Origin of the sequence: Streptomyces sp. NPDC048417 (genome assembly GCF_040651615.1) — a bacterium.
Taxonomy (GTDB): domain Bacteria; phylum Actinomycetota; class Actinomycetes; order Streptomycetales; family Streptomycetaceae; genus Streptomyces.
On record NZ_JBEZKI010000011.1, the window covers coordinates 228,206 to 243,849 of the forward strand.

8 protein-coding genes and 1 pseudogene are annotated in these 15,644 nt (G+C 70.2%); 4 read left to right on the top strand and 5 right to left on the bottom strand.

Going from position 1 to position 15,644, the window contains the following annotated elements; genetic code table 11:
• The first annotated feature begins 254 nt into the window (after nt 1-254).
• Nucleotides 255-3,998, top strand: coding sequence for a GH92 family glycosyl hydrolase (locus tag AB0D59_RS19505; protein ID WP_362566648.1), 3,744 nt, complete (start codon nt 255-257; stop codon nt 3,996-3,998).
• Nucleotides 3,999-4,093: 95 nt separating this feature from the next.
• Here AB0D59_RS19505 and AB0D59_RS19510 read toward each other — a convergent pair whose 3' ends face one another.
• Nucleotides 4,094-7,363: a GH92 family glycosyl hydrolase gene (locus AB0D59_RS19510; protein ID WP_362566472.1), complete on the bottom strand. Its 3,270-nt coding sequence runs from the start codon at nt 7,361-7,363 to the stop codon at nt 4,094-4,096.
• 360 nt (nt 7,364-7,723) lie between these two features.
• Nucleotides 7,724-8,410 (bottom strand): annotated as a pseudogene (locus AB0D59_RS19515) (lytic polysaccharide monooxygenase).
• Between the two features lie 433 nt (nt 8,411-8,843).
• On the opposite strand from AB0D59_RS19515, the gene AB0D59_RS19520 reads away from it, so the two are divergent.
• Together AB0D59_RS19520 and AB0D59_RS19525 are read left to right on the top strand one after the other, a co-directional pair.
• Nucleotides 8,844-9,251, top strand: a complete 408-nt coding sequence (locus AB0D59_RS19520; protein WP_362566474.1) for a hypothetical protein — start codon at nt 8,844-8,846, stop codon at nt 9,249-9,251.
• Between the two features lie 87 nt (nt 9,252-9,338).
• Complete coding sequence (locus tag AB0D59_RS19525; RefSeq protein ID WP_362566477.1) at nt 9,339-9,770, top strand: GNAT family N-acetyltransferase; 432 nt, start codon at nt 9,339-9,341, stop codon at nt 9,768-9,770.
• Between the two features lie 245 nt (nt 9,771-10,015).
• Here the strand turns inward: AB0D59_RS19525 and AB0D59_RS19530 are convergent, their stop codons facing one another.
• The gene (locus AB0D59_RS19530; RefSeq protein WP_362566479.1) at nt 10,016-10,675 is read right to left on the bottom strand and encodes an MSMEG_1061 family FMN-dependent PPOX-type flavoprotein; all 660 of its coding nucleotides are present in this window, start codon (nt 10,673-10,675) and stop codon (nt 10,016-10,018) included.
• Nucleotides 10,676-11,049: 374 nt separating this feature from the next.
• Between AB0D59_RS19530 and AB0D59_RS19535 the strand changes: the two genes are divergently transcribed.
• The gene (locus AB0D59_RS19535) at nt 11,050-13,314 is read left to right on the top strand and encodes an NEW3 domain-containing protein (RefSeq protein WP_362566481.1); all 2,265 of its coding nucleotides are present in this window, start codon (nt 11,050-11,052) and stop codon (nt 13,312-13,314) included.
• Between the two features lie 46 nt (nt 13,315-13,360).
• Here AB0D59_RS19535 and AB0D59_RS19540 read toward each other — a convergent pair whose 3' ends face one another.
• Together AB0D59_RS19540 and AB0D59_RS19545 are read right to left on the bottom strand one after the other, a co-directional pair.
• Entirely contained in the window at nt 13,361-14,872 is a 1,512-nt protein-coding gene (locus AB0D59_RS19540) for an ATP-binding protein (protein WP_362566484.1), read from the bottom strand.
• The gene (locus AB0D59_RS19545; RefSeq protein WP_362566487.1) at nt 14,869-15,594 is read right to left on the bottom strand and encodes a response regulator transcription factor; all 726 of its coding nucleotides are present in this window, start codon (nt 15,592-15,594) and stop codon (nt 14,869-14,871) included. Before AB0D59_RS19545 ends, AB0D59_RS19540 begins: the two co-directional genes overlap by 4 nt.
• Nucleotides 15,595-15,644: the final 50 nt, after the last annotated feature.

Genomic DNA, 15,644 nt, shown 5'->3' on the forward strand with positions numbered 1-15,644 from the left:
CTAGTTGAGACCTGTCGGAAATCTGAGCGACCTGTGTACGCCTTACCGGAAAAAGAGCCGACATAGACCCCTGAATGCCGCAGCCAACACCCTTGACATCACGGAGCACTTGACCACCTACTGGTTCCTGCGCCACGCATCTGACAACGTTGTCTCATGTGGCAGGGAGGGTACCCGTTGTGATGCAGCGGAGAACGCAGCGAAGAACAGGACACAGATCTGGTACGGCGGTCGTGATCGCGGCCGCCGTAGTCATGACCCTGGGCTCCCAGGGGGCCGCGGTCGCCCTGCCGGCCAAGGCACCGGCCGCCGCGACGCAGTTCGCATCCTCGTTCGAGTCTGGCGATCCGTCACCGGACTGGACCGACACGGTCGACACGGACCCCGGTGGCGCCCCGCGCGCCTCCGGCGTCGACGGCGGCTACAGCACCGGCATCCCCGGCAATGTCACCGACCATGTGACCGACATGCGGGCCAGCGGCGAGAACACCGGCGCGGGCGAGGTCAAGGAGAACCTCGTCGACGGCGAGCCGGGCACCAAGTGGCTCACCTTCGAGCCCACCGGCTGGGTGGAGTTCGACTTCGACAAGCCCATCAAGCTGGTGACGTACGCCGTCACCTCGGCGAACGACTACGCCGAGCGCGACCCCGCGGACTGGACCCTCCAGGGTTCGGCGGACGGCAAGGACTGGAAGACCGTCGACACCCGCACCGGCGAAGGCTTCACCGAGCGGTTCCAGACCAGGTCGTACGACCTCTCCGCACCCGCCGAGTACCAGCACTTCCGCCTCGACGTCACGAAGAACAACGGCGCGCCGGACATCCTGCAGATCGCCGACGTCCAGTTCTCCACGGGCGGCAGCGGCGGACCGGTGCCCCAGGACATGCTCTCGCTGGTCGACAAGGGACCGAGCGGCTCGCCGACCGCGAAGGCACGGGCCGGCTTCACCGGGACCCATGCGCTGCGCTACGCGGGCCGGCACACGGCGAGCGGGCGGGCGTACTCGTACAACAAGGTCTTCGACGTGAACGTGAAGGTCCGGCGGGACACACAGCTGTCGTACCGGATCTTCCCCTCGATGGCCGACGGCGACCTCGACTACGACGCCACCAACGTCTCCGTGGACCTGGCCTTCACCGACGGCACGTATCTGAGCGGCCTCGGGGCGGTGGACCAGCACGGGTTCGCGTTGTCCCCGCGCGGCCAGGGCGCGTCGAAGGGGCTGTACGTCAACCAGTGGAACAACGTCGCCTCGGTGATCGGCTCGGTCGCGTCCGGCAAGACCGTCGACCGGATCCTGGTGGGCTACGACTCGCCCGCCGGCCCGGCCAAGTTCCGGGGCTGGATCGACGACGTGAACATCGGGCGCGTCGCCCCCGAGAAGCCCAAGGCGCATCTGTCCGACTACGCGCTGACCACCCGCGGCACCAACTCCAGCGGCAGCTTCTCGCGCGGCAACAACTTCCCGGCTACGGCACTGCCGCACGGCTTCAACTTCTGGACGCCGGTGACCAACGCGTCCTCGGAGAGCTGGCTGTACGAGTACGCCCGGGCGAACAACGACGACAACCTGCCGACGATCCAGGCGTTCAGCGCCAGCCATGAGCCCAGCCCCTGGATGGGTGACCGGCAGACCTTCCAGATGATGCCGTCCGTCGCCGCCGGCACCCCGGACACCGGCCGCACGGCACGCGAGCTGGCCTTCCGGCACGAGAACGAGACCGCGCGGCCCTACTACTACGGGGTGCGCTTCGAGAACGGCCTCAAGGCCGAGATAGCGCCGACCGACCACGCGGCCGCGCTGCGCTTCACCTACCCGGGCGACGACGCGAGTGTGATCTTCGACAACGTGACCGAGCAGGCGGGCCTGACCCTCGACAAGGAGCACGGGATCGTCACCGGCTACTCCGACGTCAAGTCCGGCCTGTCGACCGGCGCCACCCGCCTGTTCGTCTACGGCGTCTTCGACAAGCCGGTGACCGGCGGCGACTCCAGCGGGGTCAAGGGCTACCTCCGCTTCGACGCCGGCTCCGACCACACCGTCACCCTGCGCCTGGCCACCTCCCTGATCAGCGTCGACCAGGCCGAGGACAACCTGCGCCAGGAGATCCCGGACGGCACCTCCTTCGCCACCGTGAAGGCACGCGCCCAGAAGGTCTGGGACGGGCTGCTCGGCAAGGTCGAGGTGGAGGGCGCCACGGCGGACCAGCTGACCACCCTCTACTCCAGCATGTACCGGCTGTACCTGTACCCCAACTCGGGCTTCGAGAAGGTCGGTTCGAAGGACCAGTACGCCTCCCCCTTCTCGCCGATGACCAGCCAGGACACCCCGACGCACACCGGCGCGAAGATCGTGGACGGCAAGGTCTACGTCAACAACGGCTTCTGGGACACCTATCGCACGACCTGGCCCGCCTACTCGCTGCTGACGCCAGGTCAGGCGGGCGAGATGGTGGACGGGTTCGTGCAGCAGTACAAGGACGGCGGCTGGACCTCGCGCTGGTCCTCTCCCGGTTACGCCGACCTGATGACCGGCACCTCCTCGGACGTGGCGTTCGCCGACGCGTACGTCAAGGGCGTGAACTTCGACGCGAAGGCGGCCTACGAGGCGGCCCTGAAGAACGCGACGGTCGTCCCGCCCTCCTCCGGCGTGGGCCGCAAGGGCATGTCGACCTCCCCCTTCCTCGGCTACACCAGCGACGACACCCGCGAGGGCCTGTCCTGGGCGATGGAGGGCTACGTCAACGACTACGGCATCGCCGAGATGGGCCGGGCCCTGTACAAGAAGACCGGCGAGAAGCGGTACAAGGAGGAGTCGGACTACTTCCTCAACCGCGCCCAGGACTACGTGAACCTCTTCGACTCCAAGGCCGGCTTCTTCCAGGGCAAGGACGCCCAGGGCAAGTGGCGGGTGGACTCCTCGGCGTACGACCCGCGGGTGTGGGGCTACGACTACACCGAGACCAACGGCTGGGGCTACGCCTTCACGGCCCCGCAGGACAGCCGGGGCCTCGCCAACCTCTACGGCGGCCGGTCCGGACTCGCCGACAAGCTGGACGAGTACTTCGCGACGCCCGAGACGGCCTCCACCGACTTCGTCGGCTCCTACGGCGGGGTCATCCACGAGATGACCGAGGCCCGGGACGTCCGGATGGGCATGTACGGCCACTCCAACCAGGTCGCCCACCACGTCACCTACATGTACGACGCGGCCGGCGAGCCCTGGAAGACGCAGGCGTACGTCCGCGAGGCGGTCTCCCGGCTCTACCTGGGCAGCGAGATCGGCCAGGGCTACCACGGCGACGAGGACAACGGCGAGCAGTCGGCCTGGTATCTCTTCTCGGCCCTCGGCTTCTACCCGCTGGTGATGGGCAGCGGCGACTACTCGATCGGCTCGCCCCTGTTCAAGAAGGCCACGGTCCACCTGGAGAACGGCCGGGACCTGGTGATCCGGGCGCCGCGCAACAGCGCGACCAACGTCTACGTGCAGGGCGTGCGGGTCAACGGCCGTATCTGGACGTCGACCTCGCTCCCCCACTCGCTCATCTCCAAGGGCGGGGTCATCGACTTCGCGATGGGCCCGAAGCCGTCGACGTGGGGCACGGGCAAGAGCGCCGGCCCGGTCTCGATCGCCAAGGACGACAAGATCCCGACCCCGCGCGCGGACGTCCTGAAGGGCGACGGCTCCCTGTTCGACAACACGTCGGCGACGGAGCAGGCGGTGACCTCGGTGGACCTGCCGGTGTCCCGGTCGGTCAAGGGGATCCAGTACACGCTCACCTCACCGGCGGACCACACCAGGGCCCCGACGGGCTGGACCCTTCAGGCCTCGACGGACGGCACCACCTGGCGCACCGTGGACCGGCGTTCGGGTGAGGCCTTCGCCTGGAACCTGCAGACCCGGGCGTTCACGGTCCGCACGCCCGGGACGTACGCGCACTACCGGCTCGTCCTGGACGGCGCCTCGACGCTGGCGGAGGTGGAGTTGCTGGCCTGAGGCACTGCACGGAGAAGCCAAAAAAAAGGGGGGCGGGCCCGTTCGGGTCCGCCCCCCTCTGCATCTCCGGCCGTATCTCCGGCTGTTGCTCCGCCTCAGCCGGTGGCGAGGGTGAACACGTGCAGGTCGGTGTTCTCGGGAAGCCGGACGCTCTTGATGCTCTTGCCCTCCGCCGCCTCGAACGGCTTGGTCGCGAAGACGTAGGTCGCCACCGGGTCCTTGTCGGCGCCCGCGACATTGCGGTACGCGGTCCTCGCCACGGTCTCGTTGCCGTACTGGACGGTGCCGCCTCCGCCGCCGACGGTCCAGTCGGTGAAGGAGAGGTCGACCGTGCCGGTGCTGCCGTCGGTGTAGGTGACGGTCGCCCGGGCGGACTGGTTGCCGTTGGTGGCGCTGCCGTGGAAGGACAACCTGCTTGCGGGAGTGGTGAGTTCGATGGTCTGGGCGGCTGCCGTCGCGTTGTCGGGGCGGCCCGCGGGGGCGTTCGGCCAGGTGTAGACCAGACCGTCGACCGTGCCCTGGGCACCCGCGGTGAGGCCGGCCGCCGCGAGGGCCTGGCGGGAGTAGCTCCAGCCGCCGCCGTCGAAGTCGGCCTCGTCGTGGTCACCGACGTCGTCCGAGACACCGGTGTTGCCGTAGGCGGCGAGGAGACTGCCCGGGGCGGCCACCGTCAGGGCGACCGGCTGGGCGTAGGAGGTGCCGGTGGAGGTCACCGTGACCTGGACGTCGTAGTAGCCCTGGGGGGTGCCGGAGGTGGTGGCGAGGGTGATCTGCTGGGAGCCGTCGGTCACCGTGCCCTCGGCCGGGGTGGCCTTGACGCCGTCCGGGGTCTCCACCCGGAAGCGGACCTCCGGGCCGGTGCCACCGGTGAGGGACAGGGCACGGATGCCGACCTCGGCGCTGTCACCGGGGGCGAGCGTCGCGGTGGTGGGCCCGACGCCGATCTGGTACGGCTGCTCGCCCTGGCGGAAGGAGGGCGGCGCGGAGGAGGTCCCCCAGGTGCGGTTCGGGGTGGCGGACAGGGTGTAGTCGAGACGGCCGCCGTCACGGACGAAGGAGCTGTCGAGCCAGGGGCGGTCGCTGGTGCGGCCGTCGACCTTCAGGGACTGGACGTACGGGGTGTCCGCGGCCGCACCCCGGGCGCGGATCGAGATGTCGTTGCCGCCCGGACGGTCGATCTCCACGCGCTCGAACAGGGGTGAGGCGAGGACGAGTTCGGCTCGGGAGGGGACCTGTGGGTACATGCCGAGCGCCGAGAAGACGTACCAGGACGACATCGCGCCGAGGTCGTCGTTGCCGGGGATACCGCCCGGACCAGTGGACCAGAGCGTGGTCATGGCCGCGCGGACCGTCTCCTGCGCCTTGTACGGGGCGCCCGCGTAGTCGTACAGGTAGGGCACGTTGATCGAGGGCTCGTTGTCCAGTTCGGACTTGTCGCCGCCGCTGCCGGTGAGGGCCCAGCTGCCGTCGCTGTTGTGGAAGAAGGCGTCGAGGCGGGCGAGGGCCTGGTCCGTGCCGCCCATCGCGGCGAACAGCCCGGCGAGGTTGTGCTGGACCATCCAGGTGTACTGGGCGGCCGTGCCCTCCACGAACCCGTTGCCGGTGGCCGGGGTGAAGCCGGTGACCCAGCTGCCGTCGGCCTTGCGGTTGGCGATGTAGCCGCCGCTGGGGTCGGCGGCGATGTTGAAGTTGTTCTGCCACCACTGGGAACGGTCGGCGAAGGTGGCCGCCGTGTTCTTCTCCCCTGCGGCCGCGGCGAGTTGGGAGAGGGCGAAGTCGGCCGTGGACATCTCCAGGGTCTCCGCCGCGCCGCCCCAGGCGTTGGAGACGGACGGCATGTAGTGCCTGTCCAGGTACTTGTCGAGGGACGGGCGCTGGCCGACCGACAGCACCGGTTTGCCCGCCGCCGACAGGTCCTGGGCGGTCGGTACCGTGGCGGCCTTCACCAGGGAGCGCAGCGCGCCCTTCAGGTCGAAGTCGGTGCCGCCGAAGGCGCGGATGCCGGCGAGCGCGGTGGGCGAGGGGTCGCCGTTCATGACGTGGGTGCCGCTCGCGCCGTGCAGCCAGCGGTCCCAGATCCCGCCGTTCTGCCGGGCGAGTTCGTAGAGCGACTGGGCGATGTCCGAGCCGGTCCCGGGGTCCAGCAGGGTGAGCAGCTGGACCTGGTCGCGGTAGACGTCCCAGCCGGAGAAGGTGCCGTACTGCGCCCGGTGGCCGCGTCCGACGCGGTGCACCCGGTCGTCGCTGCCCCGGTAGCGGCCGTCGGCGTCACTGATGACGTTCGGGTGGAAGAGCGAGTGGTAGAGGGCGGTGTAGAAGGTGGTGCGGTCGGCGTCGGTGCCGCCTCCGACCCGGATGGCACCGAGCCGGTCGCGCCAGGCGCAGTGGGCCGCGTCACGGACGGCGTCGAAGGAGCGGCCGGGTGGGTTCTCCGCCCTGAGGTTGGCCTCGGCGGCGGCCTGACTGACGTACGAGATACCCACCTTGACGTTCACCGGGCCGGTGCCCGGCGCGAACTCGACGTAGCCGCCCGCCCCCTTGCCCGCGACCGGCCGGCCGCCGGTCGCGAAGCCGCCGGTGCCGCCGGAAGCGGTCGTCGAACCCGGGCTGAGCCTGTCGTCCTGCCAGGTGCCGTTGGCGATGAAGGCGCGGTCGAAGTGGGCGGTGAAGTACAGCGTGTAGTAGGTGCGTTGGCCCTCGGGGTCGAGGTAGCCGCAGAAGTCGCCGGAGGTGACCGAACCGGAGACGGTACGGGTGGCCGGGTCTATGGTGACCGTCGAATCGGCCGAGCCCACCTCGGAGTTGGCGGTGCGGACCAGCAACGAGGCGGGTGTGCCGGCCGGGTAGGTGAACCGGGCCGAGCCGGTGCGGGTGGTCGCGGTGAGGTCCGCGGTGACGCCGGAGGAGAGGCCGACCTTGTAGTGGCCGGGCTCGGCGGTCTCGTCGGCGTGGCTGAAGTCCGAGGCGTAGACGGCGTCCTTGGTGTCGCTCGCCGGGGACGAGGTGACCTCACCGGCGTACGGGAAGAACGGGATGTCGCCGCTGCCGCCGGCGCAGCCGGTGCCGGACATGTGGGTGAGACTGAAGCCGCGGATGCGGGCGGCGTCGTACTGGTAGCCGCCGGGCGCGGCCGTTCTGGTCGCGTCGCCTCTGGTGTTCTCCGGGCTCCAGGAGAGCATGCCGAACGGCACGACGGCACCCGGGAAGGTGTCGCCGCCGTTCTTGGTGCCGATCAGCGGATCCACGTACGCCGTGGGGTCCTTGACGAGTCCGGGTGGCCCGCTCGCGGTCGCCGCGAGGGCGGGGGTGGCACCACCGGTCGCGAGCACCGCGGCCAGCAGCAGGGACATGGGACGGAAACGCATGACGCGGCCCCTCCTCCTCCGGACGGGTCGCGCACCACAGGTCGCACAAGCCGCAGGGACAGTAACGTGCGCCACCCGTAGCACGGAAGACCGCCTGCACCCCGCCAGGCACGGCTCTGGTTCACCCGGCCGGGCTACCCGAAGCGGGTTGACATCGTTGTCGGTTGAGGCGGTAGAGTCGTGTACAGACCATCAGACAACGTTGTCGTGTTCCACAGCGTCGACACAAGCCGAACAGCACAGCGCGCAAGAGGCAGTTCGAGCCACTTCCCCCCGGGCAGGCACCCCACCCCCCTCCCTGCCCGGCTCGCGGACCCGGTGTGCACCGACACCGGGTCCGCCCAGAGCGGATCAGCAGCGTCAACCGACCTGACAGGGCAGGGCGGTTGCACTGTCCCCGCCGTCGCCCTGGACGGACGTAGCCGAAGGTCGTGCTCTGCCCGGGACTGAGCGAACCGTTCCAGTCGACGTTGTGGACCATCACGGGTGGTCGACGGTCAGGAACGGCGTGTCCTCCATGTCGTCCCAGGTGAGCGGCTGGGTCGGGTCGTAGCCGTCCTTGGTGACGTAGACGTAGAACCAACCCGGGTGCGCCGCCCAGGCGTTGTAGGAGAAGTCGACGGTCGCGCCGGAGGTGAGGTGAGTGACCGGCCAGTCGTCGCGGGGCAGGTTGAAGCCGGTGAAGTTGGGGTTGCCACCGCTGCACAGCTGGCCGTCGGGCACGAAGCCGCGGGTGCGGCCGGCGCCGTCCGAGCGGAGCACGGAGAACCAGTTGTAGAACGGCGTGGTCCCGCTGACCTGCTGGGCCGCCTTGCAGGCCGGGTTGACGGGCTTGATCTCACCGGTGTCGGTGAGCCCGTCCTGCCAGCACAGGAAGGTACGGCTGCCCGGCTTCATGGGGGTGCCGTGCGCCTGGGCCGGGGCGCCGGCGGCCAGGATCAGGGCGAGGGCGGGGACCGTGGTGAGGAGAGCGAGGAGGGTGAGGAAGAGGGCCCGGCCTCGGGTGGGGAGGGGTAATCGGGGCAGGCGCACTCCGGACTTTGTCATATTCATGACAGTTCTGCCTTCGTGTGGGGTGAACGGTCGCGCGCGGGTCATGGCGACGAACGCGGGGCGGAAGCGAGCCTGGCGCCTCGGCGGGTTCCGGTCCGCCGAGGCTGATGGGAGCGCTCCCACCCCGCTCCCTGTGAAGTTAGCGCGGACGGGAGCGGCTGTAAACGGTAGGGAGGAGTCCACCGGGGCGGGGGTGACACCGGCGCCCGGACTCGCGGTCGATGTTCCGCGGGCAGCCGTCCCGACGGCATCCCAGCGACTCCCCGATGACGCAGTTCAACACGCCACCGCCATCCCGGCATCCCAAGGTGCCCAGAACTCCTTGGCACGCGCCCGGCCGCGCCGACAGCCTGCTGCGGCCAGGCGGGAGAGGACACCTCGCGCCGAGCACACGACCGAACGCATGCATGAAAACACGGGAGGAATCATGAAGAAGCGTGGCATCGCCGCCCTCGTCGCCGGCCTCGCGGCCACGGCTCTGGGGCTCACGCCGGGCACGGCCAACGCCTCGGACAATCAGCCGCTCAGCGCCAGCACCACGGGCGCCTCCGTCTCGCTCACCGTCGACTGGACCGGTTCGGAATCGTTCACCCTGCGCAACGTGAAACTCAGTGACACCTCCTGCGACGCCCACCCGGTGTTCTTCTACGTCACCGTGCCGGGTTTCCAGTTCCCGAACCACTGGAACAGCAGCGGGTGCGGCACCACCAGCACCTGGGGCAGCCTGTCGGGCAGCCTGGAAGGCGGCATCCACAGCCTCTGGGTGACGGTCTGCCGCGACACGACCTTCGACAACTGCAGCTCGTCCGGCGCGTCGCTCAACCCCTACGACTGATTCCCCGACGGTGACGGTGGGCGTCGTCGGCCGTAGTCTCGACGGGGTGTGCACCGTGGTGTTCGACGAGATGGCCGGCAGGCCGGCATGACCGTCCGCGACGCCGCCCCCTCGGACTCCGACGCCGTCCACCGTCCGCTGAGCGGGTTCGTGACGAGCCATCGGCCCGACCGCGCGGTCTTCGACACCGTCACGTTCCCCAGGATCATCGCGGCCGCCGCGGACGGCACAGCCGACTTCCTGGTCGCAGAGACCGACTCGCGTGTGGTCGGGTACGTGCTCGCACTGCGCATGCCCACCCTTTTCGCGGGCGGAACGATCCTCGAAGTGCTGGAACTCACCGTCGACGCGCCCTCGCGTGGCCGCGGTACGGGTTCCGCGCTGATCCGGGCCGTACAGGCACGAGCCCGGGAGGCGAAGGACGTCGAGGTGACCGTGCCGACCCGCAGGGCGGCCGGCTTCTATCGCGCTCTGGGATTCCACGAGACCGCCGTCCACCTCAAGTGGTCCGCCGCGTGACCGGAAGGGCCACGGGCTTCCGAGAGGCGGGGCGGTCGGACGGCGAAGAACGGCCGGCGACCGGCGGCCCACTCGGGCCGGGTGGGCCGTCCCGAAGGCGTGATCGCAGTCGCCGTCCGCCGTCACCGTCGCCCGGGCCGGTCGGGAGCTCGGCGATTTCTCACGGGCTGCCCCGCGACTGCTCTAGGGGTGTGCCCGCCTGAAGGACCGGCCGGCTGGTGGTTCAGCAGTCGCGGGTCGGACCGTTACTCGTACCGGTACTTCAGCGAGTCCGCCTCCGTCTGCTCGATGTCGGCGATCGTCAGTTCCGGCATCCGCAGTTGGGCCAGCGTCACCTCGGCCGAGGTCGGCTGGGCGTCCGCCGGCAGCCACTGCTCCGGCTTCCAGGCCCCGCTGCGCAGCAGCGACTTGGGGCAGTGCGGGTAGACCTCCTCGATCCCCAGCACCAGCGCGCTGGCCGGCGGCTTGCCCACGGCGGTCAGCTGCGACAGCAGCTCCGGGCGGGTGGAGACGCAGGCCCGGCCGTTCACCCTGAGCGTCGTGGTGCGCCCCGGGATGACGAACAGCAGCCCGGCCCGTCCGGTGGCGACGATGTTCTGCAGGGTGTCCAGACGCTTGTTGCCGGTCGCGTCCGGTATCGCCACCGTCCGTGCGTCCAGGACGGCGACGAACCCGGCGGGGCCTCCGCGCGGGGAGACGTCACAGTTGCCCTCGGCGTCCGCGCTGGCGACCAGGACCAGCGAGGAGCAGCCGATCAACCGCCGCGTCTGCTCGGTGAGTTCGGTCATCTGCTTCCGCACGGCCGCGTCGCCGGGGAGTTCGTAGACCTGGCGCAGCGCCTCCTGGTCGGGCACGGCGTCGAGGCGGAGCGAGTCGAAGACACTGCTGGCAAGAGGCGTCGTCATGTCTCCGACCCTAAGGGGCCGACCTACGATCGATCTTGGTCGGTGAGGGCGGGGACATGGAAACGGCCTCACGGGCTGTCTGACGGGTGAAGATCGAACAGGCCCGCGCGGCCATGCCCCAACCCGCCTTCCGAGACGGGAGCAAGCGCGGTTTCTGGACGGTGCCACAGCGGGGCCACAGACTTGACTCTTTTTTGGCCAAGCGCGCCGGTGGTGACTGGCGTTCGGTCATGTTCACTTGTCGCGTCCATAAAGTTTATTCTTGACGTTTTCTGAGGCAGTCAGGTGGGTCGTGCGAGCAGCCGTCCCGGTCGAGTACGGCCCTCCGATGCCGACCGTCGCGCTGTCAGGGCGCTGCGATGGAGGAAGAACTCATGAGAAGACAGATACGCGGGATGCTGGCCGCGTTCACCGGAGCACTGCTGCTCACCATGGGAGTCACCGCGACCGGCGGCCAGCCGGCGCAAGCCGATGACAACGGTGTCGGACTCAAGCCCCTGCTGGGGTGGAGCAGCTGGAGCTTCGTCCGCCGCAATCCGACCGCGGGGACCATCGAGGCGCAGGCGAAGGCGCTCAAGACCAGCGGCCTGGCGAAGAATGGTTTCGTCTACGCCAACATCGACGACTTCTGGTACCAGTGCCCGGGCAGCCAGGGGCCGGACGTCGACCAGTACGGACGCTGGGTCACCGACCCCGCCAAGTTCCCGCCCCGCGGCGGTGAGAACGGCATCCAGGTCGTGGCCGACTACGTCCACTCCCTCGGGCTGAAGTTCGGCCTGTACGTCACTCCCGGCATCTCCCAGCAGGCGGTCGCCAAGAACACCGAGATCCAGGGAACCCCGTACCACGCCCGGGACATCGCCACCACGACGACCGAGAACAACTACAACTGCGGCGGCATGGTGGGCATCGACTACACCAAGCCCGGCGCACAGACGTTCATCGACTCGTGGGCCGGTCAGTTCGCCGGCTGGGGCATCGACTACCTCAAGATCGACGGCGTCGGCACCCCCGACCAACAGGACGTCCAGGCCTGGTCGGACGCGCTGCGGCACACCGGCCGCCCCATCCACCTGGAGCTGTCCAACAACCTCGACATCAACAACACCGCCACCTGGAAGAAACTCTCCAACGGCTGGCGCACCGGCGGCGACGTCGAGTGCTACTGCGGACCGGACGGCAGCAGCTACCCGCTCACCACCTGGGCGTCCGTCGCCTCCCGGTTCGACCAGGTCGCCGCCTGGGCACCGTACGGCGGTCCCGGCGGCTACAACGACTACGACTCCCTCGAAATCGGGAACGGCGACAACAACGGCCTCACCCCCGACGAGCGCAGGACGCAGATGAGCCTGTGGTCGCTGGCCGCCTCCCCGCTCATCCTCGGCACCGACCTCACCCACCTCGACCCCGCCGACCTCGCCCTGCTGAAGAACACCGACGTGCTCGCGGTGGACCAGGACGGCATCGACGCCAAGCGGATCTCCGCGGACGCGAACTCCCAGGTGTTCGCCAAGACCGAGCCCGACGGGGACGCCGTCGTCGGGCTGTTCAACACCGGTTCGGCTCCCCGGGAGGTCGCCACGACCGCGGCCGCGCTGGGCCTGCCCGCGACACACGACTACGCCCTGCGGGACCTGTGGAGCCACCGGCTGACCGAGTCCGCGGGCCGGATCGCCGCCAATGTGCCCCCGCACGGCGTGGTCCTGTACCGGGTCCACGGCACCCACCGCACGGTGGCCGCGGCTCCGGACGTCTCGCTGGCGCTCAACTGGGCCGCCGCGCCGAGCGACAGCACCACGCGTACCGTGACCGCGGTCCTGTCCGACAACGGGTCGCGGGCGATCACCGATACCGCCCTGACCCTCACCGGCCCGTCGGGAACGAAGATCACCACGCGTTCCGCGACCCGGGCCCGGACGATCCGCGGCGGCCACGCGCTGAAGGCCACCTACTCCGTGTCCATCCCGCCCTCGGCCAAGCTCTTCGCCTCCAGCGACTTCCAGGGGACGGCGACCTACCGCTTCCGGTCGGCGGGGAAGACCGGGCTGACCGCCGGTGACACGATCACCGTCAACCACCAGGTGACGGCTCCGTACCGGACGTTCGCCTCCACCACGGCCGGCTTCAGCGAGTCCGGCAGCAAGCTCGGCATCCGGGCCCAGGGCGCGGACCTGTACAACGGCACCAACGAATACGGCACGGTCTATCTGCCCGGAGCCGAACACGACGGTTCGGTGACCACCGTGAAGCTCGACTCCCAGTCGGACACGGACGTCTGGGCGAAGGCCGGGATCATGGTCCGCAACGACATCACCCAGCCGAACACCTCCCCCGGCTACCTGGCCCTGGTCGCGACCCCGGGCAACGGCTACCTGCTCGACTGGGACAGCGACGGCGACGGGAAGCTGGACTCCCAGGACTCCGCCGGCACCGCCACCTACCCCTCGTGGCTGAAGCTGGTCCGCAACGGCACCACCTACAGCGGCTACTACTCCACCGACGACTCCACCTGGAACCTGGTCGGCACCGTCACCGTCCCGACCGCCGCGGCCACCCAGGACGTCGGCCTGACCCAGACCTCGCACGCCTCCGGCACCACCGGCGAGGCCGACTTCGACACGTTCACCACCACCCCCTGACGGTCCCCCCGTCGACGCTGCCGTCCGCACGGCGCGCGATGCTCTCCTAGACCGGCGCCGTGCGGGCGCGTATCGCCGTTCCGGTGGGCGGCAGTTCGGCCACCGGGAGCTCCAGCGTGAACTCCGTGCGGCCCGGCACGCTCGCCACGTCGAGGTGACCGCCGTGGGCCGTGGTGATGGCCGCGGCGATGGCCAGGCCCAGGCCCGAGCCGCCTTCCAGGACGCCGGCGCGGGTGCGGGAGGTGTCGGCCCGGGTGAAGCGTTCGAAGACGGTCGGGAGCAGGTCGGGCGGGATGCCCGGGCCGTCGTCGCGGACACGGACCACGCAGGTGACGGGGGTCGATTCGACCGTCGCGGTCACCGTCGTCCCGGCGGGGGTGTGCACCCGCGCGTTGGCCAGCAGGTTCGCCACCACCTGGTGCAGGCGGGCCTCGTCGCCCCTCACGAACGCCAGGCCGTCCAGGTCGAGTTCGAGCTGCCAGACATGACCGGCCCCGGCCGCCCTGGCGTCCCACACCGCCTCCGCGACCAGCGCGGCCATGTCCACCTCGGCGGACTGCAGGGGGCGGCCCTCGTCCAGGCGGGCCAGCAGCAGGAGGTCCTCCACCAGGCTGCGCATCCGCACGGACTCGGCGTTGACCCTGCGCCAGGCCAGGTCCGGCTCGATGCGGTCCGTCCCGCGGTTCATCAGCTCCGCGTACCCGGCGATGGACGCGAGCGGGGTACGCAGTTCATGGCTGGCGTCGGCCAGGAAGCGGCGCATGCGCTCCTCGCTGCGGCGCACCTGTTCCTCGCTGCGCTGGCGTTCCGCCAGTGAGGCCTCGACGTGGTCGATCATGCGGTTGAGGGCGGCGCCGACCTGACCGGCCTCGCTGCCGGGGTCGGTGTCCCGCTCGGGCACCCGGGTCAGGCCGGTGACCTGGCCCCGGCCGAGGGGCGCGTGGGAGACCTCGACCGCGGTGGCGGCGACCCGGCCGAGCGGGCGCAGCTGCCGTCGTATCACCACCGCGCACACACAGCCCGCGACCGTGAGGCCGACCGCCGCGACCCCGATCTCGACCTCCACCAGGCCGCTGATGGTGTCCAGTACGTCGTCCATGGGGAGCCCGGCCAGGACACGGATGCCGCTGGCGTTCAGGGCGGTGACGCGGTACGTGCCCAGGCCGGGGACCGCGCGGGTGTGCGTCGAGCCGTCCGGCGCGATGCCCTTGAGGGCGGTGGTCTGGGCGGCGGTGAGGGAACGCGGGGGCGCGTCCCGGCTGACGACGGCCGCGGTGACGATGTTCCCCCCGGCGTCCAGGCGGGCGGCGAGCAGGCCGGCCGGCTGGCCGGTCTCGTTGAGGAAGGTCAGGTCGCGGGCGAGCTCCGGGTGCAGGGCTGCGCCGCCCACGCCGCGCTCGGCCGCGTCGCTCACCCGGTCGTCCAGGTTGCCCATCAGGTAGGCGCGTTGGGCGAAGACGGTGGTCAGGGCCATCACGGCGCAGACGCAGACGAGAACGGCGGTGATGAAGACGAGCAGTCGCGTGCGCAGCGACCGGCTGCGCGGCCGGGCGGTCATCTGCCGTCCTCCACGGGCCGTACGACGTATCCCATGCCGCGGACGGTGTGGATCATGGGTGCCCGGCCCCGGTCGATCTTGCGGCGCAGGCTGGAGATGTAGACCTCGACGAGGTTGCCGCCGCCGTCGAAGGAGGTGCTCCAGACGTGGTCGAGGATCTGGGCCTTGCTCAGCACCTGGCGCGGATGGTCCAGGAGCAGGCTGAGCAGGTCGAACTCCTTGGCGGTGAGCCTGATCGGGGTGCCGGCCCGCTGCACCTCGCGGGACTCCCCGGTCAGCACCAGGTCGCCGAGGACGCGTACGGAGTCGTCGACGGTGGGCTGTTCGGTGCCGGCCCGGCGCAGCAGTCCGCGCAGCCGCAGCACGACCTCCTCCAGGGAGAAGGGCTTGGTGACGTAGTCGTCGGCCCCCGCCTCCAGTCCGTCGATACGGTGCTCGATGGCATCGCGGGCGGTGAGCATCAGGACGGGCAGCCTCGGCATCTCGTAGCGCAGTCTGCGCAGCACCTGGAGGCCGTCGAGGTCGGGGAGCATCCCGTCGAGCACCACCGCGTGCGGGGCGCAGCCGCGGGCCAGCCGCAGGGCCGTCTGTCCGTCGAGCGCGGGGTAGGGGCGCCAGCCCGCGTCCGCGACGGCGGCGGAGAGCAGCTCGGTGAGACCGGGCTCGTCGTCGACGATCAGGACGCGGACGCGGCCGGTTCGGGACCCTGCGGTGGCAGACATGTATCAAGTCTGTGCCGGTCCGCTGAGGGAATGCTGTGTTCCGGCTGAGC

Excerpts from the sequence above, each read along its gene's own strand:
- AB0D59_RS19540 (WP_362566484.1), bottom strand. The coding sequence starts at position 14,872 with ATGACCGCCCGGCCGCGCAGCCGGTCGCTGCGCACGCGACTGCTCGTC.
- AB0D59_RS19535 (WP_362566481.1), top strand. The coding sequence starts at position 11,050 with ATGAGAAGACAGATACGCGGGATGCTGGCCGCGTTCACCGGAGCACTG.
- AB0D59_RS19510 (WP_362566472.1), bottom strand. The coding sequence starts at position 7,363 with ATGCGTTTCCGTCCCATGTCCCTGCTGCTGGCCGCGGTGCTCGCGACC.
- AB0D59_RS19545 (WP_362566487.1), bottom strand. The coding sequence starts at position 15,594 with ATGTCTGCCACCGCAGGGTCCCGAACCGGCCGCGTCCGCGTCCTGATC.
- AB0D59_RS19520 (WP_362566474.1), top strand. The coding sequence starts at position 8,844 with ATGAAGAAGCGTGGCATCGCCGCCCTCGTCGCCGGCCTCGCGGCCACG.
- AB0D59_RS19525 (WP_362566477.1), top strand. The coding sequence starts at position 9,339 with ATGACCGTCCGCGACGCCGCCCCCTCGGACTCCGACGCCGTCCACCGT.
- AB0D59_RS19505 (WP_362566648.1), top strand. The coding sequence starts at position 255 with ATGACCCTGGGCTCCCAGGGGGCCGCGGTCGCCCTGCCGGCCAAGGCA.
- AB0D59_RS19530 (WP_362566479.1), bottom strand. The coding sequence starts at position 10,675 with ATGACGACGCCTCTTGCCAGCAGTGTCTTCGACTCGCTCCGCCTCGAC.